This is a genomic window from Stutzerimonas stutzeri (assembly GCF_051028275.1).
GTDB lineage: Bacteria > Pseudomonadota > Gammaproteobacteria > Pseudomonadales > Pseudomonadaceae > Stutzerimonas > Stutzerimonas stutzeri_AS.
In genome coordinates, this window is record NZ_CP069269.1 from 1,869,205 (window position 1) to 1,888,749 (window position 19,545).

Here is a 19,545-nt window from a genome sequence, read left to right on the forward strand (position 1 = left end):
TTTCACAGACGAGACCCACCATGCTTGATTCGAAACTGGTACGCACACAGCTGCACGATGTGGCAGAGCGCCTCGCTACTCGCGGCTATCAGCTGGATGTAGCGCGTATCGAGGCGCTGGAAGCCCAGCGTAAAACCGTGCAGACCCGTACCGAGCAACTTCAGGCTGAGCGTAACGCTCGCTCCAAAACCATCGGTCAGGCGAAACAGCGCGGTGAAGACATTGCACCAATGCTTGCCGACGTTGATCGCATGGGTACCGAACTCGAAGCCGGAAAGGCGGAACTTGAGAACATCCAGAGCGAACTGGATCAACTGATGCTCAGCCTGCCGAACCTCCCACACGAGTCGGTCCCCGTCGGCAAGGACGAGGATGAAAACGTCGAAGTGCGTCGGTGGGGTAATCCGAGGTCATTCGACTTCGAAGTCAAAGACCACGTCGCGCTGGGCGAGCAACACGGCTGGCTGGATTTCGAGACGGCGGCGAAGCTCTCCGGTGCGCGCTTTGCGCTTATGCGCGGACCGATTGCCCGTCTGCACCGTGCGCTAGCGCAATTCATGATCGATCTGCACACGCGCGAGCACGGCTATGAAGAGGCCTACACGCCTTATCTGGTCCAGGCACCGGCATTGCAAGGCACCGGCCAGTTGCCCAAGTTCGAGGAAGACCTGTTCAAGATCAGTCGCGAAAACGAAGCGGATCTCTACCTGATCCCGACAGCAGAGGTCTCGCTGACCAACATCGTTGCCGGTGAGATCCTCGACGCCAAACTTTTACCGCTGAAGTTCGTTGCGCATACACCGTGCTTCCGTAGCGAGGCGGGGGCCTCGGGGCGCGACACGCGCGGCATGATTCGTCAGCATCAGTTCGACAAGGTTGAAATGGTGCAGATTGTGGAGCCGAGCCAGTCACTCGATGCGCTCGAAGGCCTGACCGCAAATGCCGAGAAGGTCCTTCAGGCTCTGGAATTGCCTTACCGGGTCTTGGCTTTGTGTACGGGTGATATGGGCTTTGGCGCTACGAAGACATACGACCTGGAAGTGTGGGTGCCAAGCCAGGACAAGTACCGCGAAATTTCCTCGTGCTCTAGCTGTGGTGACTTCCAGGCTCGTCGTATGCAGGCGCGCTACCGCAATCCGGAAACCGGAAAGCCCGAACTTGTGCATACATTAAACGGTTCCGGACTCGCTGTTGGCCGGACGCTGGTTGCCGTGTTGGAGAACTACCAGCAGGCCGATGGCACCATTCGCGTGCCGGAAGCGCTCATGCCATACATGGGCGGGATTGAAGTAATCGGTTGATTGGACGGGTCGTGCTTCCGTGGGCCTGAGCGTCGGTCGAGCATGCTAGCCGTTGCGCAACGGCCCCGTCCGGACGCCTTGATTCTCGCCGAAGGCCATCTCAGTCGTCGCGGCTGAGGTGGCCTCTCACTATGTCACCAGGACTTGCTCATGGATTTTCTGCCGCTTTTCCACAACCTGAATGGCCGTACTGTGCTGGTCGTCGGCGGCGGCGAGATCGCGCTGCGCAAGGCGCGGTTGTTGTCAGAGGCGGGCGCTGTGCTGCGGGTTGTTGCGCCTGAAATAGAAGCACAGCTGAACGAACTGATCACCGAAGGCAGTGGTCAGGCTCTGGTCCGCGGTTACGTCTCCAGCGATCTGTCAGGCTGCGTGCTTGCCATTGCGGCGACTGATGATGAGCCGTTGAACGCGAGGGTTTCTGAAGATGCCCGAGCGCTTGGCATACCGGTCAACGTGGTCGACTCGCCCGATCTGTGTACGGTGATCTTCCCCGCGATTGTTGATCGCTCTCCGTTGATGATCGCAGTCTCAAGCGGGGGTGACGCTCCGGTGCTGGCGCGACTCATGCGTGCGCGCATCGAAACCTGGGTGCCCTCGGTTTACGGCGAGTTGGCTGGTCTGGCCAAAAGATTCCGCGGGCAGGTCAAAGCCCGGTTCGCCGACGTGCAGCAACGTCGCGTGTTCTGGGAAGAGGTTTTCCAGGGCCCGGTTGCGGAGCGGGCCCTGGCCGGACAGCAGCAGGAGGCTGAGCGATTGCTCGTTGAGAAGCTGTCCGGCGCCGAGCCGAAAAGCCTCGGTGAGGTCTATCTGGTCGGAGCCGGCCCAGGAGATCCTGATCTGTTGACGTTTCGCGCGCTGCGTTTGATGCAGCAAGCTGACGTGGTGCTATATGACCGTCTCGTCGCGCCAGCCATCCTCGATCTGTGCCGTCGTGACGCGGACCGTATCTATGTCGGTAAGCAGCGCGCAGCGCACGCGGTGCCGCAGGAACAGATCAACCAGCTGCTGGTGACCTTGGCCAGGGAGGGCAAGCGTGTGTTGCGCCTGAAGGGTGGAGACCCCTTCATTTTCGGGCGGGGAGGTGAGGAGATCGAGGAGCTGGCTGCTCACGACGTGCCGTTCCAGGTCGTGCCGGGGATTACTGCAGCAAGCGGTTGTGCCGCCTATGCAGGTATTCCGCTGACCCACCGAGACCACGCCCAGTCGGTGCGCTTTGTTACCGGGCATTTGAAGGATGGCAGTTGTGATCTGGCCTGGTCGGAACTGGTTGCACCCAGTCAGACGCTTGTCTTTTATATGGGCTTGGTCGGGTTGCCCGTTATCTGCCAGCAGTTGATCGCCCATGGTCGCGCAGCCGATACGCCCGCCGCACTGGTTCAGCAAGGTACGACTGTGAACCAGCGGGTCTTTACCGGAACGCTTGCCAATCTAGCTGAGCGGGTAGCCAGTGAGCAGGTGCAAGCGCCTACTCTGGTCATCGTTGGTGAGGTTGTGCAATTGCGCGAGAAGCTCGCCTGGTTCGAAGGCGCTCAGAACCGCGACAGGTGATCTACCGCGACCAAATGCCTTTGCCAGCAAGACGGTCGCGGTTATGCGCGCGGCAGAGCGCCTGCTCAGGACCTTTGGGTACAATGCCATTAGCGTTGATATGCCGGTGACTGGCGTAGTAATGATGCTTGATATGGTTGAAGTCAACCGTTTCGGCAATGCCTGGCCATTGGTAGAGCTCGCGTAGCCAGTTTGAAAGGTTAGGGTAGTCTTCGATGCGGCGAAGGTTGCACTTGAAATGACCATGGTAGACCGGATCAAAGCGGATGATCGTGGTGAATAAACGCCAATCGGCTTCGGTCAGGTATTCACCAGCCAGGTATCGCCGTGCATCGAGGCGTTGCTCTAGCCAGTCGAGTTCCGCGAACACTTCATCGAAGGCTGCCTCATAAGCCTTTTGGGTCGAAGCGAAGCCAGCACGATAGACGCCGTTGTTGATGCGCGGATAGATGCGCTCGTTGAGCATATCGATCTCGGCACGTAGCGGCTCCGGATAGAGATCCAGTGTCGAACCGGTCAGCTCATCGAAAGCGGTGTTGAAGATTCGGATCAGCTCGGCGGACTCGTTGTTGACGATCCGGTGCTGCTGCCGGTCCCATAAGACGGGAACCGTTACACGCCCGGTATAGCGTTCGTCGTCTGCGGTATAACGCTGATGCAAGTAGGTCAGCCCGTCCAGTGCGTCGCCGCTGGATCCTTTATCCCTGTCGAACGTCCAGCCGTGTTCGGCCATGAGCCAGCTGACTACCGAAACATCAATAAGCGATTCGAGCCCCTTGAGCTTGCGGTAGATAAGGGTGCGATGGGCCCAGGGGCAAGCCAGCGATACATAGAGATGATAGCGACCGGCTTGCGCCTGGACGGCGGGACGGTCATCCGGGCCCGGTAATCCGTCTGCGGTTATCCAGTCTCGCCGTTGGGCCTGCTCTCGCTGAAATTCCCCGTCTTTGCTGTTTTCATACCACCGGTCTTGCCACTGACCCTTTACGAGAAGTCCCATGCGTGCCTCCAATGTTTCGAATTGGAAACAGTTTAGGTGGTAGGGTTCGATGGATGAGTCGTAATGCCGGGTCAAACCAATCGTTCAGACTGATAGATTTCGCTGCGCCCAGAACTCACGGGCCTGGACGAATGCGGCGTCGCGTGGCTGTCCAAGGCCTCGCAGCGCTAGCGCCATGGTCGCAACGACTGCAAGTTCGCCATACGCATCTTCAGCGCCTTGCCAGACAGCGAGCAGGTGCAGCGGATCGAGTTGTGCCGGCTTGACGTGGCGATGAGGTGATAGGGCTGGCCAGTCTTCGTCCCAGGACTCGCTCGCTTGTGTGCCGTAAAGATGGGCGACGCCGTCAGGGTTGACCTCGATTTCGCCACCTTCGCCCTTGATGACAATCGAGGTATCGCCCAGTAGCCGGCTGGCTTCTCGGTGATTGGCCTGATAGCCGGGATGGAAGATGCTCTGCAGGCCGCAGCGTGCACCAAGGGGATTGAGGATTCGGGCCAGCGAATGAATAGGCGAACGCAGGCCGAGAATGTTGCGTTGATCGATCATGCGCTGAAGGCCTGGCATCCAGGCACCGAGCGGCATGAACGCGAGATTGTCGCGATCCAGCGCTGCACCAGCGTCGGCCCAGGTCTCGCAGCGAGGAATGTCCAGCGGCTCGAGCTGCTGCTCGGTGTACATGCGCCCTGCGGTATGCGCGCCACCGCCGTGCATGAAAATCCGCACGCCATTGCGTGCCAGGCACTTCGCTGCCAGCAGGTACCACGGCAGATGCCGTCTCTTGCCCGCATAGGTCGGCCAGTCGATGTCCACCGCTATTGCGGGTGCTTGCAGGCGTTCGCGCACGGCTTCGGTGAAGCCGGCTAGCTCTTCTGCGCTTTCTTCCTTGTGGCGTAACAGCATGAGGAAGGCGCCGAGCTGAGTATCCTCGGTCTTCCCGTCTAGCAACATACCCATGGCTTCACGCGCCTCTTCACGGGTGAGGTCGCGCGCGCCGCGCTTGCCTTTTCCGAGAATACGGACGAAAACGGCAAAGGGATGTTCAGCAGGAGTGATGGCGCTCATATGCAATTGCTCGGTTTAGGCAGGCCCGCCAGCTTTGCAGCTAGCTTGGCGGGGGTGCCTTTGAATAGACGGTTCAGGTGCATGCTGTTGCCCTTGTCCGGGCCGAGCTTCAGTGCGGTGTACTTGATCAGCGGGCGCGTCGCGGGTGACAGCTCAAATTCCCGATAGAACTCGCGCAGCAGCTGAAGAATTTCCCGGTGTTCGTTTTGGAGTTCGATTCCTTCGGCGGCTGCCAGCGCTTCGGCGACGGGTTCGCTCCAGTCGTTGAGATCAACCAGAAAACCTTCCTGATCCACTGCAATGCTCATGCCGTTGACGTTCAGCCTGTTCATAGCCAGGAGTTGGTCCGGTCATAACGGCAGCAGAGTTCGACGAAGCCGTCATAGTCGACCTGCTGCAGGCGCGATGGCAAAGAATTCAGGGCACGGGCGGCCACGTCTTCCTCAAGCGCAAATAGTGCGATGCTGTTGTGCATCAGATTCAATGCTTGCCGCTGGGTGGTGCCGTCCTGCAGCGCGTAGACCGCATCGCCGCAGAGCAGCAGGGCGTCGTCTGCGGTCAGCAAGTGCAGGCAGCTAGCCAGGCGGCCATCCGAAAATGGGGAATGGGAAAGCAGGTGCAGGGTTGCCATCAGAGCGTGATCACATGGTCGTAGCGGTTGATAAGAGCGCTGAGGCCTGCATCGTCCAGCAATTCAACGGGTAGAGACAATCCTGAATCATCCAAACCGCGCTCACTGAGGCTGCGTTTCGATGCATACAGCGACTCGATGCCGAACATCGGCAAAGCCTGCAAGTTAGCGGTCAGGTCCTTCTGCTCCAGCCGAGCAGCTCGCTGTTCAGATACCAGTTGAAACACCCCGTCATCGAGAAATAGCAGACCGAGCGGAAGCTCAAATGCACCGCCTGCCAGCACGATATCCAGTGCCTCGCGTGCAGATGGACCAGACCACGGAGATTGGCGCGTGATGATGAGCATCGAGCGGGCCATCAATGACCTCCAAAGCAGACGAGCCGATCGGCTTGCTGGCTGGCTTCGTGCAGTTGACCCAGACCGGACAGCTCCCACCCTGCAGCCAGGTTCGCCGCCGGACGCTGATACCGGTTCGCCTCCTGTCGATCCAGCACGCCCCGGCGCAGGCCGGCAGCAATGCAGACGACTCCATCAAGCCCATGGTGAGCGATGAACCGTGCCCACTGTTCGCCAACGTCAAGCTCGTCCTGCGCAGCGACAATGTTGGCAGAAGCACTGTGCACGCCATCCTGATAAAGAAACAGCCGGACAATCTCGTGGCCGCCCGCCAGCACTGCCTCCGCAAAGCGCAATGCGCGCCGTGAGGCTGGGGAATGGGGAGATGAAAACAGAGCGATTGCGAATTTCATGGGCCACCGTGTCATGACTGCCGACATGATACGCCAGCTTCTGAAACGAAAAAGCCCGCCGAAGCGGGCTTGATCGTGGATCGGCTATCAGTCGTCGCCGCCCATGATGCCCATCAGCTGCAGCAGGCTGATGAACAGGTTGTAGATCGATACATACAGGCCAATGGTAGCCATGATGTAGTTACGCTCGCCGCCATGGATGATGGCGCTGGTCTGGTAGAGGATACAAACCGACGAGAACAGCACGAAGCCAGCGCTGATTGCCAGTTGCAGGCCGCTGATCTGAAAGAAGAAGCTAGCAACCATCGCACCTAGCAGGACAAAGAAACCGGCGGTGATGAAGCCGCTGAGGAAGCTCATGTCCTTGCGCGTGATCAGCACGAAAGCCGACAAACCAAAGAACACCAGGGCGGTCATCGACAGTGCGGAGGCAATCAGCTCACCACCGTTGGCGGTACCCAGGTACATGTTGAGGATCGGCCCCAGCGTGTACCCCATGAAACCCGTCAAGGCGAAAGTCGAAAGCAGTCCCCACGCCGAGTTGCGGAGTTTGACCGTGAGGAAGAACAGGCCGTAGAAACCGACCAGCACCACGAAAATGTTTGGATAGGCAGCATTGGCCTGCATCGCCATGTAGGCGACGAGGGCACTGAAGCCCAGCGTGATGGCCAGAAGACCATAGGTGTTACGCAGGACGCGGCTGACTTCCTTTTGTTCAACCTGCGTATGCGTAGGTGCGTACTGTTGCTTGAGCATGGCGACACTCCTGTAAGTGGATCAGCCTGTAACTAACTGACACCGATCATAGCAGAGCTTTTGTTTCATCCTAACAAGAGTGTTTGACAGTGTGTGTCGTTCGGGTACTATGGCGCCCGCTCTCTGCGGAGGAGTGGCAGAGCGGTTGAATGCAACGGTCTTGAAAACCGTCGAAGGGGAAACTCTTCCGTGAGTTCGAATCTCACCTCCTCCGCCATATCAGAAAAAGGCCCCGATATCGGGGCCTTTTTCGTTTCTGGACTTACGCGTGTCTTTCAGGCATGACGCACAGACGCGACGCTTGTCGCGCCAACCTCCTCGGCGTAGTGGCATGCAACCAGCCTGTCATCCAGTGGCCGGAACGCCGGTACTTCAGCGCTGCATCGTTCGGTGGCGTGTGGGCAGCGTGTGTGGAAGACACAACCGCTCGGCGGGTCGAGTGGGTTAGGCAGTTCACCACTGGCGCGGATCTTCGGCCTTGCCGGATCGGGGCGGATGCTCGGCGTAGCGGCCAGCAACACCTGGGTATAGGGGTGAAGCGGCCGGGTGTAGATCAGCTCGGCAGGACCCATTTCCATCGGGCTGCCGAAGTACATCACCAACACCTTGTCGGCGACGTGGCGAACCACAGCCAGATCATGTGAGATGAAGACGTAGCCGGCGTTGAACTGCTCCTGCAGGTCCATAAACAGATTGAGTACCTGCGCCTGAATCGATACGTCGAGTGCGGAGGTGGGCTCGTCGGCAATCAGGACCTTGGGGTTCAGCATCATGGCGCGGGCCAGGGCGATGCGTTGGCGCTGTCCGCCGGAGAACATATGCGGATAGCGCTGGTAGTGCTCGGGCCGCAGACCGACCTGCTGCATCATCGTCTGCACCCGCTCATGGCGTTCGCTGCGTGACAGCCCGGTATTGATGACCAGGGGTTCGCCTAGCTGGTCGCCGATCTTCTGTCTCGGATTCAACGAGGCGTAGGGGTTCTGAAAGACCATCTGCACGTCGCGGCGCAGTTGTTTGCGTTGGGCCTTGTCAGCCCCTGCGACTTCCTGGCCGGCAATCTGCAGCGATCCGGACGTGGGCTCCTCGATGAGCGTCAAAGCGCGCGCAAGTGTGGACTTGCCGCAGCCAGATTCGCCCACTACCGCAAGCGTTTCGCCGGCCGCCAGTTCGAACGACACGCCGTTGAGGGCGCGTACGGTGGCGTTTGGTTTGAACAGCCCACGTGAAATCTCGTAATGGCGGGTGAGCTCGCGTGCGGACAGCACGCTGCCTGTCGATGCCTCAATAGACATGATGTTCTCCAGGTGGCTGGCTCGGGCGCTGGGCCTCCGGCAATACTTCAGGTGCTTCGCCAGGGGTCATGTTGCGAGGGAAGAAGCAGCGAACTTCGCCACGGTCATACGGCTCGAGCGCCGGTCGTTCTTCGCACCGCGGCTGGGCATACGGACAGCGTGGTGAGAGAAGGCAGCCGGCGGGGCGGTCGTATCGGCCCGGTACGATGCCTGGCAAGGTCGCAAGGCGCCGGTTGTCGGAGTGCTCAGGGATCGAGGCCAGCAACGCCTCGGTATATGGATGAGCCGGAGCGTCGAAAAGGGCCGGCACGCGCCCGGTCTCGACCGCCTGGCCCGCATACATTACGCAGACGCGCTGAGCGGTTTCGGCTACCACCGCCAGATCGTGGGTGATGAGGATCAGCGCCATGTTCTGATCGCGCTGCAAGCTCAAAAGCAGCTCCATGATCTGTGCCTGAATAGTCACATCGAGGGCGGTAGTGGGCTCGTCCGCGATCAGCAGCTGCGGCTCGCCGGCGATGGCCATTGCAATGGCGACCCTTTGGCTCATGCCGCCGGAGAGCTGATGCGGATAGGCGTCGAGGCGACTGGACGCGCCCGGGATTTCGACACGTTCGAGCAATTCGAGCGCTCGCTGCCGAGCCGCTTTGCCCTTGAGACCCAAGTGCTGCCGCAACACTTCCTCGATCTGAAACCCCACTGTGTAGCTGGGGTTGAGTGCGGTCATGGGGTCTTGGAAAACCATGGCCAGATCTTTGCCGATCAATCGACGACGCTGGCGTCCTTTTAGAGTCAGCAAGTCCTGATTGGAGAACCGGAGACGATCGGCCGCTACCTTGCCCGGCGCGTCGATCAATCCCATCAAGGCCATCATGGTGACGGATTTGCCTGAACCGGATTCGCCGACGATGGCCAGCACTTCGCCCCGATCAACGCTGAGGTCGAGCCCGTCGACCACAGGTGGCGCGCTGTCGTCACCGAAACGTACTGACAGATTCTGAATTTCGAGGAGGCTCATGGTTGAGGGTCCCCCATTGACATTGAATCAAGCATCGGTGAGCCCCTCATGCGGCATTCTTGAGCTTCGGATCCAGCGCATCGCGCAGACCGTCGCCGAGCAGGTTGATCGCCAGCACACTGAGCAGTATTGCCAGGCCCGGTAGTGAAACCACCCACCAGGCGCGCTCGATGTAGTCCCTGGCTGAAGCCAGCATCGTTCCCCATTCGGGGGTTGGCGGTTGAACACCGAGCCCGAGAAAGCCCAGCGCGGCGGCGTCCAGAATGGCCGAAGAAAAACTCAGTGTGGCCTGCACGATCAAGGGCGCCATGCAGTTCGGCAGTACACTGATAAACATCAGCCGGAGCGTGCCGGCACCCGCCAGTCGGGACGCCGTGACGTAGTCGCGATTGAGCTCGGTCATCACCGCCGCGCGGGTCAGACGCACGTAAGACGGTAGCGACACAATGGCGATGGCAAAGATGGTGTTGATCAGGCCCGGCCCGAGGATCGCCACGATGGCAACCGCTAGGAGCAGTGAAGGCAGGGCCAGCATGATGTCCATCAAACGCATGATGAACGGGCCCAGCCGAGTCGGGGAAAAGCCTGCCAACAGCCCGAGCAGGATGCCCGGCAGCAGCGAGAAGACGACAGAGGCCAGGCCAATCAATAGTGAGAGACGCGCGCCGTGAATCAGACGGGACAGCATATCCCGCCCTAGTTCGTCGGTGCCGAGTAGGAATTGGGACGTACCGCTTTCCTGCCAGACGGGCGGCGTCAGCAGGAAATCCCGGAACTGCTCGGTGGGGTTGTAGGGCGCTAGCACCGAGGCGAACAAGGCACAGATCACCAGCAGCAACATGAAGATCAGGCCACCCAGCGCGCCCTTGTTACGTTTGAATGCGGTCCAAAACTCTCGGAGCGGCGAGGGGTAATAGGTCGTCGGCTCGGCAGCCGGCAGGGTTTCAATACTGCTCATCGTCCGGCCTCTTAGCGTTGATGACGAATGCGGGGGTTGGCCAGGCCGTAGAGGATGTCCACGGTGAAGTTGACCAGGATGACCAGGCAGGCGACCAGCAGGATGCCGTTCTGCACAACCGGGTAGTCGCGAGCGCCGATGGATTCGATCAGCCACTTGCCGATGCCGGGCCAGGAGAAAATCGTCTCGGTCAGCACCGCTCCAGCCAGCAGTGTGCCGATCTGTAAGCCGAATACGGTAAGGACCGGAATCAGCGCGTTGCGCAGGCCATGAACGAACACAACTCGGTTCGGCGACAAACCTTTCGCCCGAGCCGTGCGGACGTAATCTTCACGCAGCACTTCGAGCATGGCCGAGCGGGTCATGCGCGCTATGACCGCCAGCGGCACGGTCGCGAGCACGATCGCTGGCAAAATCATGTGGTGCAGAGCGTCCAGGAACGCACCTTCTTCTTCGCTGAGCAGGGTGTCGATCAGCATGAAGCCGGTAACGGGCGGTACGTCGTAGAGCAGGTCGATTCGCCCCGAAACAGGCGTCCAGCCGAGGCCTACGGAGAAAAACATGATGAGGATCAGCCCCCACCAGAAGATCGGCATCGAATAGCCAACCAGCGAAATGCCCATGACGCCATGGTCGAACAGCGAACCGCGTTTCAGCGCGGCGACCACGCCGGCCAGCAGGCCCAGGGTGCCGGCGATGATCAGTGCCGCTAAGGCAAGCTCGAGGGTGGCGGGAAACAGGGTAGTGAACTCTTTCCAGACGCTGGTGCGTGTACGCAGCGACTCGCCGAGATCGCCTTGCGCCAGATTGCCGATGTAATCGAAATACTGCAGGTAGAGTGGCTTGTTCAGACCCAGCCGCTCCATGGCCTGGGCATGCATCTCCGGATCGACTTTTCGTTCTCCCATCATCACTTCCACCGGATCCCCTGGGATCATGCGAATCAGGGCAAAGGTGAGTAGCGTGATGCCGAAAAAGGTGGGAATCAGCAGACCCACGCGGCGGGCTATGAAGCTGAACATCGCAGAACTCCTGGTAAAGCTATGGTTACGCGGCAGCACAGCCACGATCGCCATTCTCAAATTCGCGGCTATCGTTGGGCTGAGGACGCTTGGCTATGCAGACCGGCCGTCGAAAAACATGCAAAGGAGGCCAGCCAGGCATGCCCGTGGGCAGGCCTGGCTTCGCTACTATCAGCGCTTGTTTTCTACGCCATAGAAGGAGTTGCGCCCGAAGGGGCTGATCTGGAAGCCCTCCACGCTGCTGCGCATCGGTTGATAGACGGTGGAGTGGGCGATAGGCGTGATGGGCACCTGCTCTTGAATGATCTGCTGCGCCTGTTCATACAGTTTGGTGCGCTCAGCCTGATCCGTAATGCGCTTGGCATCCTTGACCACTTTGTCGTACGTCGCGTCGCACCATCTGGACCAGTTGTTGCCATTTATGGCATCACAGCCATACAGGGTGTTCATCCAGTTGTCCGGGTCACCATTATCTCCAGTCCAGCCTATTAGCATGGCGTCATGTTCCCCTGCATGGCCGCGCTTGATGTATTCGCCCCACTCGTAGCTCACGATGCGTGTTTTGATCCCGATCTTAGCCCAATCGGCCTGGATCATTTGTGCCATCAGCTGGGCGTTGGGGTTGTAGGGGCGCTGCACGGGCATTGCCCACAGGGTGATTTCGGTGCCTTCCTTGACGCCTGCCTGTTTAAGCAATTCGCGCGCTCTGTCCGGGTTGTATTCGGTGCCCTTGATGCTCTCGTCATAAGACCATTGGGTTGGCGGAAGCGCGTTCACTGCCAGTTGGCCGGATCCTTGATAGACGGCTTCGATGATGGATTTCTTGTCGACCGCCATGTCCAACGCCTTGCGCACCTCAAGCTTGTCGAGTGGCTCGTGCTCAACGTTGTAGGCGATGTAACCGAGGTTAAAGCCGGGTTGGCTCGGTACCTCGATGTTGGGATCTTTCTGCAACGCTTCGAGGTCAGCAGGGCGAGGGTTGAGCGTGACCTGGCATTCCCCGGCACGAAGCTTCTGCGCACGGACTGAGGCGTCGGTAGTAATGGCAAAAATCAGGTTATCGATCTTTACGTCTTCAGGTTTCCAGTATTCCTTGTTGCCCTTGAAGCGGATCTGAGCGTCTTTTTGGTAGCGGCTGAACACGAACGGCCCGGTGCCAATCGGCTTCTGGTTGATCTGCTCGCTATTGCCAGCTTTGAGCAACTGATCGGCATATTCAGCTGAATGGATCGCGGCGAAGTTCATCGCGAGGTTCTGTATGAAGGCCGCATCTACTTTGTCGAGGGTAAAGCGGACCGTCATGTCGTCGAGCTTCTCGACCTTCAGGATGTTCTTGTCCATGCCCATGTCGACGAAATAGGGGAACTCGCTGGCGTACGCCTTGCGGAACGGGTGCTCCTTGTCGAGCATGCGCTGGAAGGTGAAGAGGACGTCGTCGGCATTGAATTCGCGGCTGGGTTTGAAGTAGTCAGTGGTATGAAACTTGACCCCAGGACGCAGATGGAAGGTATAGGTGAGGCCATCATCGCTGACCTCCCATTTGGTCGCCAGCGCGGGGAGGGCGCGAGTGCCGCCTCGTTCGAATTGGGCGAGACGATTGAATACGGTCTCGGAGGCCGCGTCGAAATCAGTACCAGTGGTGTACTGGCCAGGATCGAATCCGGCTGGGCTGCCTTCGGAGCAATACACGAGACTGCTGGCGGCGAAGCTAAGGGGCGAGCCGAGGATCAGTCCTGCGGCGAGCAATGCTCGGATGGAGATGTTGTTTCGCATGCAAACCTCATTCTTTTTTATGTCTATCGAGGGTTGGTCTGGTGGACCGAACAGTGGCTCACTGCACGCCGGTGTCGCCGTGGGGGTTCGCCCGCTCGGCGTAGAACACTGTTGGGTGGCTGCCTCTCGTAGAGCACAGCCTGGCCTGCCTCGAAATTAAGTCATGCTGAAAACCCGGTCAACAGAAATTAAGCGCAGCTAAACTTCGCTTGCGAGCTTCAGGTGTCGAGGTCAAGCAATAGCGGTGCCAGTTAGCGAGTGGTTAAATCGTCAAAGAGGCCCATAGTCGTTACGGTGAGCACTTCGGCTGGCTGATCGCCTACATTGGCCAGGCGATGAGGCTTTCCGGCATCGAAATGGATCGAGTCACCGCTGGCTAACGGATAGTCGCGGCCGTCCACGGTGTAGACGATCCTTCCGGTTAGCACATAGGCAAACTCAGCGCCTTCGTGCGCGATGAGTTCGGACTGATAGCCCACGGGCATGCTGACTTTGACGGCGTTCAGCAGATTGCCCGGAAAGCTGGTAGACAGGCGCTCATATGCCAGTGGCTGCCCTTCGATGGTGTATCGAACACGTTCGCCCTGATGTGAGTCGGGCTGCGATTGGCTGGGCTGATCGAACAGCGAGTTAAGGGGTACTCCAAGTGATTTTGCGATGTTTGCAAGGGAGGAAATCGAAACGCCCGTAAGGTTACGTTCGGCCTGTGACAGGAAGCTCGCTGTCAGTCCTGACTCCTTGGCTACCTGGTTCAAGGTCTTGTTCGCGGCACGCCTGTGACGGCGCAATCGCTCACCGATACGGTCGACTGTCATGGAATTCGCCTTGTGAAAGTGGCCAGTATACGGCCAGCCGGACAGACTCACGCCAGCCTTGATTTCGTGTTTTACACGGCATTAAGGAAAAAAGCTTTGCCAGAAAAATTAAGCTGTACTTAAATTCAGCGGACATTTTTGGCTGGTTTCGGGAGAACGGGCATGACTATCGGTGTCGGCGGCAGTACGCAGGAAGAGGCGCTTGGGCGCCTGCGCAACATGCTGGATGGCGTCGAGCCGATAGCGCTGGGTGAGTACCAAGTCCGTATCGACAAGGCGCAGGGACGCATGAGGCAACTTGGTCTGGACGCCGTTTTTCTCAGCGCGGGCGCCAACCTTGAATACTTTACCGGCGTCCGCTGGAGCCCGAGCGAGCGCATGGTTGGTGCATTGCTGCCCGCGAGTGGTGCGTTGCAGTACCTGGCACCTGCGTTTGAAGAGGGTACGATTCGCGACTTCATGGTGGTCGATGGTGTCGTCAACGGATGGCAGGAGCACGAGAGTCCCTATCGTTTGCTGTTCGACTGCCTGCAGCGCATGGGCATCCATCCGAACACCAGTCTTCGTCCATGCATCGGCCTCTGCCCATCTTTGCCATTCTTCATGTTCAATGGTCTTCGCTTGCTTGACCCAGGCTATGCCTTCACCGATGCGAGTGTGGTGACGGGCTATTGCCGTCAGCGTAAATCGAGTGCCGAGATTGCGCTGATGCAGCGGGCGAAGGACATGACGCTCGAGGTGCACAAGGCGGCCGCGAGCATCCTGCATGAGGGCATTAGCACTACCGAAGTGGTTCGGTTCATCGAGCTCGCGCATCGGGCAGTTGGGGCACCGGGGTCGACCTTCTGCATCGTACTGTTTGGCGAGGCGAGTGCGTATCCCCATGGGGTGAAGCATCCTCAGACGCTCAAACGCGGCGACATGGTCCTTATTGACACGGGTTGCCGAGTCCACAGCTACTTGTCGGACATCACGCGCAGTTATGTCTTCGGCGAGCCGAGCGAGCACCAGCGGGCATTGTGGGCATTTGAAAAGGATGCACAGTTGGCCGCGTTCACTGCGGCACAATTGGGTACGCGCTGCGAGGAAGTAGACGAGGCGGCGCGCAGCTCGCTCGAAGCCTGCGGTCTCGGTCCGGACTATCAGTTGCCGGGCCTCCCGCACCGCACCGGTCACGGGATCGGGTTGGAGATCCATGAGAGCCCCTACCTCGTCCGTGGTGACCAGACGCCTATCGATGTCGGGATGTGCTTCAGCAATGAGCCCATGATCTGCGTTCCCGGTGAGTTCGGCATTCGTTTAGAGGATCACTTCTACATGAGCGAGAGCGGGCCGCGCTGGTTCACCGAACCGAGCTACAGCATTGATGACCCTTTCGGGCTTGATCGCTGAACAAGTGCGGTGCGGCAACTGCACCGCTAAACAAAAAACCGACTGTACATATCTCCGGCGTGTGGGCTATCTAGAATGGACTTTCTCGTAAACTCTCCGAGCCTCGCCACATGTCTTCGCACCGCTTCCCGCTGTTGCTCGTGGGCGCTTTTCTCGCCCTTTACCTGATCTGGGGTTCGACCTATTTCGTAATCCGTATTGGCGTCCAGTCGTGGCCGCCAATGCTTCTGGCCGGGTTGCGCTTTGTGATCGCCGGTAGCCTGATGTTTGTATGGCTGCGCTGGCGCGGTGTGGCACTGCCCACCATGCGAGAGTGGCGGTCTTGTGCGGTTGTGGGATTTCTATTGCTCAGCTGCGGTAACGGCGGCGTAACCATTGCGGAACATCTCGGTGTGGCTTCTGCAGTTGCAGCATTAGCGATCGCAACGGTGCCGTTGTTTGCCTTGGTTTTTGGCTTGATATGGGGGCAGCGGACGACTGGGCTGGAGTGGGGCGGTATTCTGCTGGGACTGACGGGCATCGGCTTGCTCAACCTCGGGCACAACCTGCAGGCCAGCCCGCTCGGGGCTGTGATTGTACTGATCGCGGCAGCAAGCTGGGCGTTTGGCTCGATGTGGAGCAGGCATCTCAGTTTGCCGAGCGGGGCGATGGCGAGCGCCGCGCAGATGCTGATAGGTGGCGCTGTACTGTTGGTCGGCAGCGCAGCCAGCGGAGAACGCTTGCAGCACATGCCGGATTTTGCCGGTTGGCTTGCCCTCATGTACCTAACCTTGCTCGGCTCGATAGTTGCGTTCAGCGCATATCTTTACCTGCTCAAACATGTACGTCCCGCGGCGGCCACGAGTTATGCCTACGTAAATCCGGTGGTAGCGGTGCTGTTGGGTATTACATTTGCCGGTGAACGAATCGGCGTGGAGGAATGGCTGGCGATGACGGTAATTGTCAGCGCGGTCGTTTTGATTGGGTTACCTCAGTGGCGTCGACCAAAAGCGACCGTTGCGCCGAAACCCGCCTGAATGGAGCGCCATCAAGCGTTCCGCAGTTGTATGATGAGTGCGTTTGGCCAGGATCGAATGGCACCGATTCCGTCGTGACCCGGTGAGCATATAGGCGCGACGATGATTGTCGTCGCGTGCGGACTGGCTACCGTCCTTTTCAGATACCAACAGGCGACCCGATGCCCGCTGCAAAAAACGCTGATTCTCGCGACACTTTTTTCATCCTGTCGCTGGTCGTTTTTAACTTCATCTCGTTTATTTCCATCGGTATTCCCCTGGCATCGCTACCCGGTTTCGTCCATGACACCCTTGGGTTCAGCACTACTGTGGCCGGCATCGTCATTGGCGCTCAGTACCTGACTACGCTGCTCTGCCGACCGCTGGCGGGGCGTCTGGCAGACGAGCGGGGGGCGAAAAAAACCGTTTTGCTCGGCATGGCATCGGGCCTGGTCAGTGGCTTGCTTCTGCTTGCGTCAGCCGTTCTCGACTCCTGGCCTATGGCGAGCATTGGCGTAATGCTGGCGAGCCGTTTGATCCTGGGCTTTGCACAAAGTCTCGTGGGAATTTCGGCCATCAGTTGGGGGATCACCCGGCTAGGGCCTGAGAGCACCGCGCGAATGATTTCCTGGAACGGCATCGCTGCTTACGGTGGAGTCGGTATTGGTGCACCGCTGGGCGTATTTCTCGCCCAGTCGCTGGGACTGTGGAGTCTCGGTGCGGTCACGATGCTGCTGGCCACGACCGGCTTGATCTTGGCGTGGCATCGCGGTGACGCGCCGCTCAATCCTGGCGAACGCCTGCCATTCGGCAAAGTATTGTGGAAGGTGGCGCCACCCGGAATCAGCCTGGCACTTGCAACCATTGGCTATGGCACCCTGACTGCGTTTATCGCGCTTTATTACGCCGCTCGAGGCTGGGATGGCGCCGCCTGGTGTTTGACCGCTTTTGCGTTTGCCTTCATAGGGACGCGACTGGCATTCCCCAATTTGATCAATCGAGTCGGGGGCTATTCGGTAGCAGTTGTATGCCTTGCGGTTGAGATACTCGGGCTTACGCTACTTTGGTTGGCCGAGACGCCAGCTTTTGCACTGGCCGGTTCGGCACTGACTGGCTGTGGTCTGTCGTTGCTTTATCCAGCCTTGGGGGTAGGGGTTGTGTCGCGTGTTGGGGTCGCCAATCGGAGCTCGGGCCTCAGCGTATTTGCCATGTTTTTCGATCTGGCGCTGGGGCTGTCCGGTGCAATCATGGGGGCTCTGGCGACTTATATCGGTATGCAGAGCATTTTTTTAGGCGCGGCGTTCATGGCGATGGCCGGGCTGTTCATCGTTTGGCTCCTGCTCCGGCAGGAACGCAGGGCCGTAAGCTGACCCGTTAGAGGCTCCTGCCGCGCCGGGCTCAATGGCCAGGGGCGCAGATGCCCAGGTCCAGCGAGGCGCGTTTGGCGAGTGCAGCGGCGCTTGGCCGGTAATCGCGCTTACTGCGGCGCAACTGCTTCCAGAGCTCCAGCGGCTGTTTGGTGCTGAGGTCGGATTGCTTCACCAGGTTTTCCAGCGTTTTGCTGCTCATATGGCCTCCAATGTCTCGGTCGAGTGGTTGGTGGTCCTGAAAAAGGTCGCATCCTTGCGCCAGCCGTCGCGGCTTTCCTTGACTCCGAGACTGCCCGGATTGGGTTACAGGTTGTTGACAAAAGGTGTTGATTTCCCTGACCCGATGAGCGGCTTATGTTTGACCTTAACTGTGTAATGAGTAATCAGATGCTAAGCGGCACATATGTATAGTGCGAACTAGCGCCTGCTAGGCATTTGCCGTTTCGTTGCTATTTAAATGCGATCATAGTCGGCTTAAGCGTTGCGATCGTAATGGCATTTTGGATCAACCACCGTTCATCGACCTATAATGTTTTAATAGAACTCTTCGGCCGTTCCTGGCCTCGGATATAGTGAGGCGGCTGCAGAGCGGTTGCCATTTTTAAGTTCCACCAAGTAACTGGAGTAATCTCATGTCGAACGATAAGAGCGGAAATCCGGGTAACTTTGCAAACGATCGCGAGAAGGCCTCCGAAGCTGGTCAAAAGGGCGGTCACAACAGCGGCGGCAACTTTGCCAACGATCCGCAGCGCGCCTCCGAAGCTGGCCAGAAAGGCGGCCAGAACAGCGGCGGAAACTTCGCTAACGACCGCGAGAAAGCTTCTGAAGCCGGCCAGAAAGGCGGCCAGAACAGCGGTGGCAACTTTGCCAATGACCGCGAAAAGGCCTCTGAAGCCGGTAAGAAAGGCGGTCAGAACAGCCACGGTGGTGGTCGCAATTCGTAAGGCGTTAATGCGTTATTGCTAACGTAAGCGAATAAAAGCGGAACTTGCCATGCAAGTTCCGCTTTTTCATTTTTCGGATAGCCTGCACTATAAAACAGAATAAGCTCCTAGAGTGTTAGTTGTACAAGTTGCGTCGAATATACACCCGTAATATTAATATCGCTGTTTCGTTTTCGGCAATTGCATGCCGTGGCTGATAACGTTTAAATCAGCGAAACGGGTAGGGGATCCAACGGCATCCTGCCGCATCTAGAGCCAGTTGCGATGAGGAGGACCACATGAGTGACGCCAACGAACACGAACACGAACACGAACACGATTGCCTTGAACAGGTGATCGACGGTGTCGTCGAGTTGGGTGATGACCAGCCAAAGGTATCTGTCGGAGACATCCAAAACAAAATTGGCCAGCGCAGTTTCGGGCCGTTCCTGTTCGTTCCAGCCATCATCGAGATCAGCCCGGTTGGAGGTATTCCCGGCGTGCCGACCATGCTCGCGCTGATCGTCTCGTTATTCGCCATCCAGCTATTGTTGGGCCGACATCATTTCTGGATGCCAGGCTTTCTCGCGCATCGCTCCGTCAGCGGCCAGAAGCTTGAGAAGGGTCTCAACAAAATCCGGCCGGTGGTGCGCTGGCTGGATAAGGTGAGCAGACGGCGTTTGGCCTGGGCTACCCGTAAGAATTTCCTGCGTTTTATCGCCGTGCTATGCATCGTGCTGGCCACGTCAGTGCCACCGCTGGAATTATTGCCTTTTGCCTCAACTGTTCCGTTCTCTGCAATATGTCTGTTCGGTCTCGGCATCACTACGCGGGACGGCGCCGCCATTGTGTTGGGACTGGTCCTTTCTGTTGGTGCCTTCGTGCTTGCGGGCATGGGGCTGATTGGCTGATGGACTCCCATCCCGGCTCGGCAC

Annotated in this window: 21 protein-coding genes and 1 tRNA gene; 8 read left to right on the forward strand and 14 right to left on the reverse strand. The window is 58.6% G+C overall.

The annotated features are described in order from the left end of the window. Positions 1–20: 20 nt before the first annotated feature. Together serS and cysG are read left to right on the forward strand one after the other, a co-directional pair. Complete coding sequence (gene serS, locus JQR87_RS08660) at positions 21–1,301, forward strand: serine--tRNA ligase (RefSeq protein ID WP_407290894.1); 1,281 nt, start codon at positions 21–23, stop codon at positions 1,299–1,301. A gap of 150 nt (positions 1,302–1,451) precedes the next feature. Then, positions 1,452–2,849, forward strand: a complete 1,398-nt coding sequence (gene cysG / locus JQR87_RS08665) for a siroheme synthase CysG (protein WP_407290892.1) — start codon at positions 1,452–1,454, stop codon at positions 2,847–2,849. Between the two features lies 1 nt (position 2,850). Here cysG and JQR87_RS08670 read toward each other — a convergent pair whose 3' ends face one another. From JQR87_RS08670 to JQR87_RS08700, 7 genes are all read right to left on the reverse strand, one after another. Further along, complete coding sequence (locus JQR87_RS08670) at positions 2,851–3,849, reverse strand: glutathione S-transferase family protein (RefSeq protein WP_407290891.1); 999 nt, start codon at positions 3,847–3,849, stop codon at positions 2,851–2,853. Between the two features lie 84 nt (positions 3,850–3,933). After that, entirely contained in the window at positions 3,934–4,914 is a 981-nt protein-coding gene (locus JQR87_RS08675) for a glycosyl transferase family protein (RefSeq protein WP_407290890.1), read from the reverse strand. Then, positions 4,911–5,246: a TusE/DsrC/DsvC family sulfur relay protein gene (locus JQR87_RS08680; RefSeq protein WP_407290888.1), complete on the reverse strand. Its 336-nt coding sequence runs from the start codon at positions 5,244–5,246 to the stop codon at positions 4,911–4,913. Before JQR87_RS08680 ends, JQR87_RS08675 begins: the two co-directional genes overlap by 4 nt. Further along, positions 5,243–5,545, reverse strand: coding sequence for a sulfurtransferase complex subunit TusB (gene tusB / locus JQR87_RS08685; RefSeq protein ID WP_407290886.1), 303 nt, complete (start codon positions 5,543–5,545; stop codon positions 5,243–5,245). Before tusB ends, JQR87_RS08680 begins: the two co-directional genes overlap by 4 nt. Continuing rightward, the gene (gene tusC / locus JQR87_RS08690; RefSeq protein WP_407290885.1) at positions 5,545–5,904 is read right to left on the reverse strand and encodes a sulfurtransferase complex subunit TusC; all 360 of its coding nucleotides are present in this window, start codon (positions 5,902–5,904) and stop codon (positions 5,545–5,547) included. Before tusC ends, tusB begins: the two co-directional genes overlap by 1 nt. After that, positions 5,904–6,296: a sulfurtransferase complex subunit TusD gene (gene tusD, locus JQR87_RS08695; RefSeq protein ID WP_407290884.1), complete on the reverse strand. Its 393-nt coding sequence runs from the start codon at positions 6,294–6,296 to the stop codon at positions 5,904–5,906. Before tusD ends, tusC begins: the two co-directional genes overlap by 1 nt. A gap of 87 nt (positions 6,297–6,383) precedes the next feature. Beyond that, positions 6,384–7,052, reverse strand: a complete 669-nt coding sequence (locus tag JQR87_RS08700) for a Bax inhibitor-1/YccA family protein (protein WP_407290883.1) — start codon at positions 7,050–7,052, stop codon at positions 6,384–6,386. Between the two features lie 127 nt (positions 7,053–7,179). Between JQR87_RS08700 and JQR87_RS08705 the strand changes: the two genes are divergently transcribed. Further along, positions 7,180–7,269, forward strand: a tRNA-Ser gene (locus tag JQR87_RS08705). A gap of 58 nt (positions 7,270–7,327) precedes the next feature. Here JQR87_RS08705 and JQR87_RS08710 read toward each other — a convergent pair. The 6 genes from JQR87_RS08710 to JQR87_RS08735 all read right to left on the reverse strand — a co-directional run bounded on the left by JQR87_RS08710 (position 7,328) and on the right by JQR87_RS08735 (position 13,930). Further along, positions 7,328–8,344, reverse strand: a complete 1,017-nt coding sequence (locus JQR87_RS08710; protein WP_407290881.1) for a peptide ABC transporter ATP-binding protein — start codon at positions 8,342–8,344, stop codon at positions 7,328–7,330. Then, positions 8,334–9,362 carry an ABC transporter ATP-binding protein gene (locus JQR87_RS08715; protein ID WP_407290880.1) on the reverse strand — a complete coding sequence of 343 codons (1,029 nt, stop codon included), beginning with the start codon at positions 9,360–9,362 and terminating at the stop codon, positions 8,334–8,336. The genes JQR87_RS08710 and JQR87_RS08715 overlap by 11 nt, the downstream gene beginning before the upstream one ends. 46 nt (positions 9,363–9,408) lie before the next feature. Then, positions 9,409–10,320: an ABC transporter permease subunit gene (locus JQR87_RS08720; protein WP_407290879.1), complete on the reverse strand. Its 912-nt coding sequence runs from the start codon at positions 10,318–10,320 to the stop codon at positions 9,409–9,411. 11 nt (positions 10,321–10,331) lie between these two features. Further along, a complete protein-coding gene (locus tag JQR87_RS08725) occupies positions 10,332–11,342 on the reverse strand; it encodes an ABC transporter permease subunit (protein ID WP_407290877.1) in 1,011 nt (336 codons plus the stop codon). Between the two features lie 171 nt (positions 11,343–11,513). After that, positions 11,514–13,115 (reverse strand): ABC transporter substrate-binding protein, encoded by a 1,602-nt coding sequence (locus JQR87_RS08730; protein ID WP_407290876.1) that lies wholly within the window; start codon positions 13,113–13,115, stop codon positions 11,514–11,516. Positions 13,116–13,366: 251 nt separating this feature from the next. After that, positions 13,367–13,930, reverse strand: a complete 564-nt coding sequence (locus JQR87_RS08735; protein WP_407290875.1) for a cupin domain-containing protein — start codon at positions 13,928–13,930, stop codon at positions 13,367–13,369. A 162-nt stretch (positions 13,931–14,092) separates the two neighbouring features. Between JQR87_RS08735 and JQR87_RS08740 the strand changes: the two genes are divergently transcribed. The 3 genes from JQR87_RS08740 (at position 14,093) to JQR87_RS08750 (ending at position 17,687) form a co-directional block, all read left to right on the forward strand. Further along, complete coding sequence (locus JQR87_RS08740; RefSeq protein ID WP_407290874.1) at positions 14,093–15,322, forward strand: M24 family metallopeptidase; 1,230 nt, start codon at positions 14,093–14,095, stop codon at positions 15,320–15,322. A gap of 110 nt (positions 15,323–15,432) precedes the next feature. Then, complete coding sequence (gene yedA / locus JQR87_RS08745) at positions 15,433–16,338, forward strand: drug/metabolite exporter YedA (protein WP_407290873.1); 906 nt, start codon at positions 15,433–15,435, stop codon at positions 16,336–16,338. Between the two features lie 161 nt (positions 16,339–16,499). Next, positions 16,500–17,687: an MFS transporter gene (locus tag JQR87_RS08750; RefSeq protein WP_407290871.1), complete on the forward strand. Its 1,188-nt coding sequence runs from the start codon at positions 16,500–16,502 to the stop codon at positions 17,685–17,687. Positions 17,688–17,715: 28 nt separating this feature from the next. Here the strand turns inward: JQR87_RS08750 and JQR87_RS08755 are convergent, their stop codons facing one another. Then, positions 17,716–17,886, reverse strand: a complete 171-nt coding sequence (locus tag JQR87_RS08755; RefSeq protein WP_407290870.1) for a hypothetical protein — start codon at positions 17,884–17,886, stop codon at positions 17,716–17,718. 433 nt (positions 17,887–18,319) lie between these two features. On the opposite strand from JQR87_RS08755, the gene JQR87_RS08760 reads away from it, so the two are divergent. Both JQR87_RS08760 and JQR87_RS08765 read left to right on the forward strand, forming a co-directional pair. Further along, entirely contained in the window at positions 18,320–18,631 is a 312-nt protein-coding gene (locus JQR87_RS08760; RefSeq protein WP_019339525.1) for a general stress protein, read from the forward strand. A gap of 278 nt (positions 18,632–18,909) precedes the next feature. Continuing rightward, a complete protein-coding gene (locus JQR87_RS08765; protein WP_407290868.1) occupies positions 18,910–19,521 on the forward strand; it encodes an exopolysaccharide biosynthesis protein in 612 nt (203 codons plus the stop codon). Positions 19,522–19,545 lie beyond the last annotated feature (24 nt).

What these genes read in the sequence shown, in the direction of transcription:
- JQR87_RS08715 (WP_407290880.1), bottom strand. Translation starts at nt 9,362, where the DNA reads ATGAGCCTCCTCGAAATTCAGAATCTGTCAGTACGTTTCGGTGACGAC.
- JQR87_RS08700 (WP_407290883.1), bottom strand. Translation starts at nt 7,052, where the DNA reads ATGCTCAAGCAACAGTACGCACCTACGCATACGCAGGTTGAACAAAAG.
- JQR87_RS08760 (WP_019339525.1), top strand. Translation starts at nt 18,320, where the DNA reads ATGTCGAACGATAAGAGCGGAAATCCGGGTAACTTTGCAAACGATCGC.
- JQR87_RS08765 (WP_407290868.1), top strand. Translation starts at nt 18,910, where the DNA reads ATGAGTGACGCCAACGAACACGAACACGAACACGAACACGATTGCCTT.
- tusC (WP_407290885.1), bottom strand. Translation starts at nt 5,904, where the DNA reads ATGGCCCGCTCGATGCTCATCATCACGCGCCAATCTCCGTGGTCTGGT.
- JQR87_RS08710 (WP_407290881.1), bottom strand. Translation starts at nt 8,344, where the DNA reads ATGTCTATTGAGGCATCGACAGGCAGCGTGCTGTCCGCACGCGAGCTC.
- JQR87_RS08750 (WP_407290871.1), top strand. Translation starts at nt 16,500, where the DNA reads ATGCCCGCTGCAAAAAACGCTGATTCTCGCGACACTTTTTTCATCCTG.
- JQR87_RS08675 (WP_407290890.1), bottom strand. Translation starts at nt 4,914, where the DNA reads ATGAGCGCCATCACTCCTGCTGAACATCCCTTTGCCGTTTTCGTCCGT.
- JQR87_RS08670 (WP_407290891.1), bottom strand. Translation starts at nt 3,849, where the DNA reads ATGGGACTTCTCGTAAAGGGTCAGTGGCAAGACCGGTGGTATGAAAAC.
- yedA (WP_407290873.1), top strand. Translation starts at nt 15,433, where the DNA reads ATGTCTTCGCACCGCTTCCCGCTGTTGCTCGTGGGCGCTTTTCTCGCC.
- JQR87_RS08755 (WP_407290870.1), bottom strand. Translation starts at nt 17,886, where the DNA reads ATGAGCAGCAAAACGCTGGAAAACCTGGTGAAGCAATCCGACCTCAGC.
- JQR87_RS08720 (WP_407290879.1), bottom strand. Translation starts at nt 10,320, where the DNA reads ATGAGCAGTATTGAAACCCTGCCGGCTGCCGAGCCGACGACCTATTAC.
- serS (WP_407290894.1), top strand. Translation starts at nt 21, where the DNA reads ATGCTTGATTCGAAACTGGTACGCACACAGCTGCACGATGTGGCAGAG.
- JQR87_RS08730 (WP_407290876.1), bottom strand. Translation starts at nt 13,115, where the DNA reads ATGCGAAACAACATCTCCATCCGAGCATTGCTCGCCGCAGGACTGATC.
- tusB (WP_407290886.1), bottom strand. Translation starts at nt 5,545, where the DNA reads ATGGCAACCCTGCACCTGCTTTCCCATTCCCCATTTTCGGATGGCCGC.
- JQR87_RS08725 (WP_407290877.1), bottom strand. Translation starts at nt 11,342, where the DNA reads ATGTTCAGCTTCATAGCCCGCCGCGTGGGTCTGCTGATTCCCACCTTT.
- cysG (WP_407290892.1), top strand. Translation starts at nt 1,452, where the DNA reads ATGGATTTTCTGCCGCTTTTCCACAACCTGAATGGCCGTACTGTGCTG.
- JQR87_RS08735 (WP_407290875.1), bottom strand. Translation starts at nt 13,930, where the DNA reads ATGACAGTCGACCGTATCGGTGAGCGATTGCGCCGTCACAGGCGTGCC.
- JQR87_RS08740 (WP_407290874.1), top strand. Translation starts at nt 14,093, where the DNA reads ATGACTATCGGTGTCGGCGGCAGTACGCAGGAAGAGGCGCTTGGGCGC.
- tusD (WP_407290884.1), bottom strand. Translation starts at nt 6,296, where the DNA reads ATGAAATTCGCAATCGCTCTGTTTTCATCTCCCCATTCCCCAGCCTCA.
- JQR87_RS08680 (WP_407290888.1), bottom strand. Translation starts at nt 5,246, where the DNA reads ATGAACAGGCTGAACGTCAACGGCATGAGCATTGCAGTGGATCAGGAA.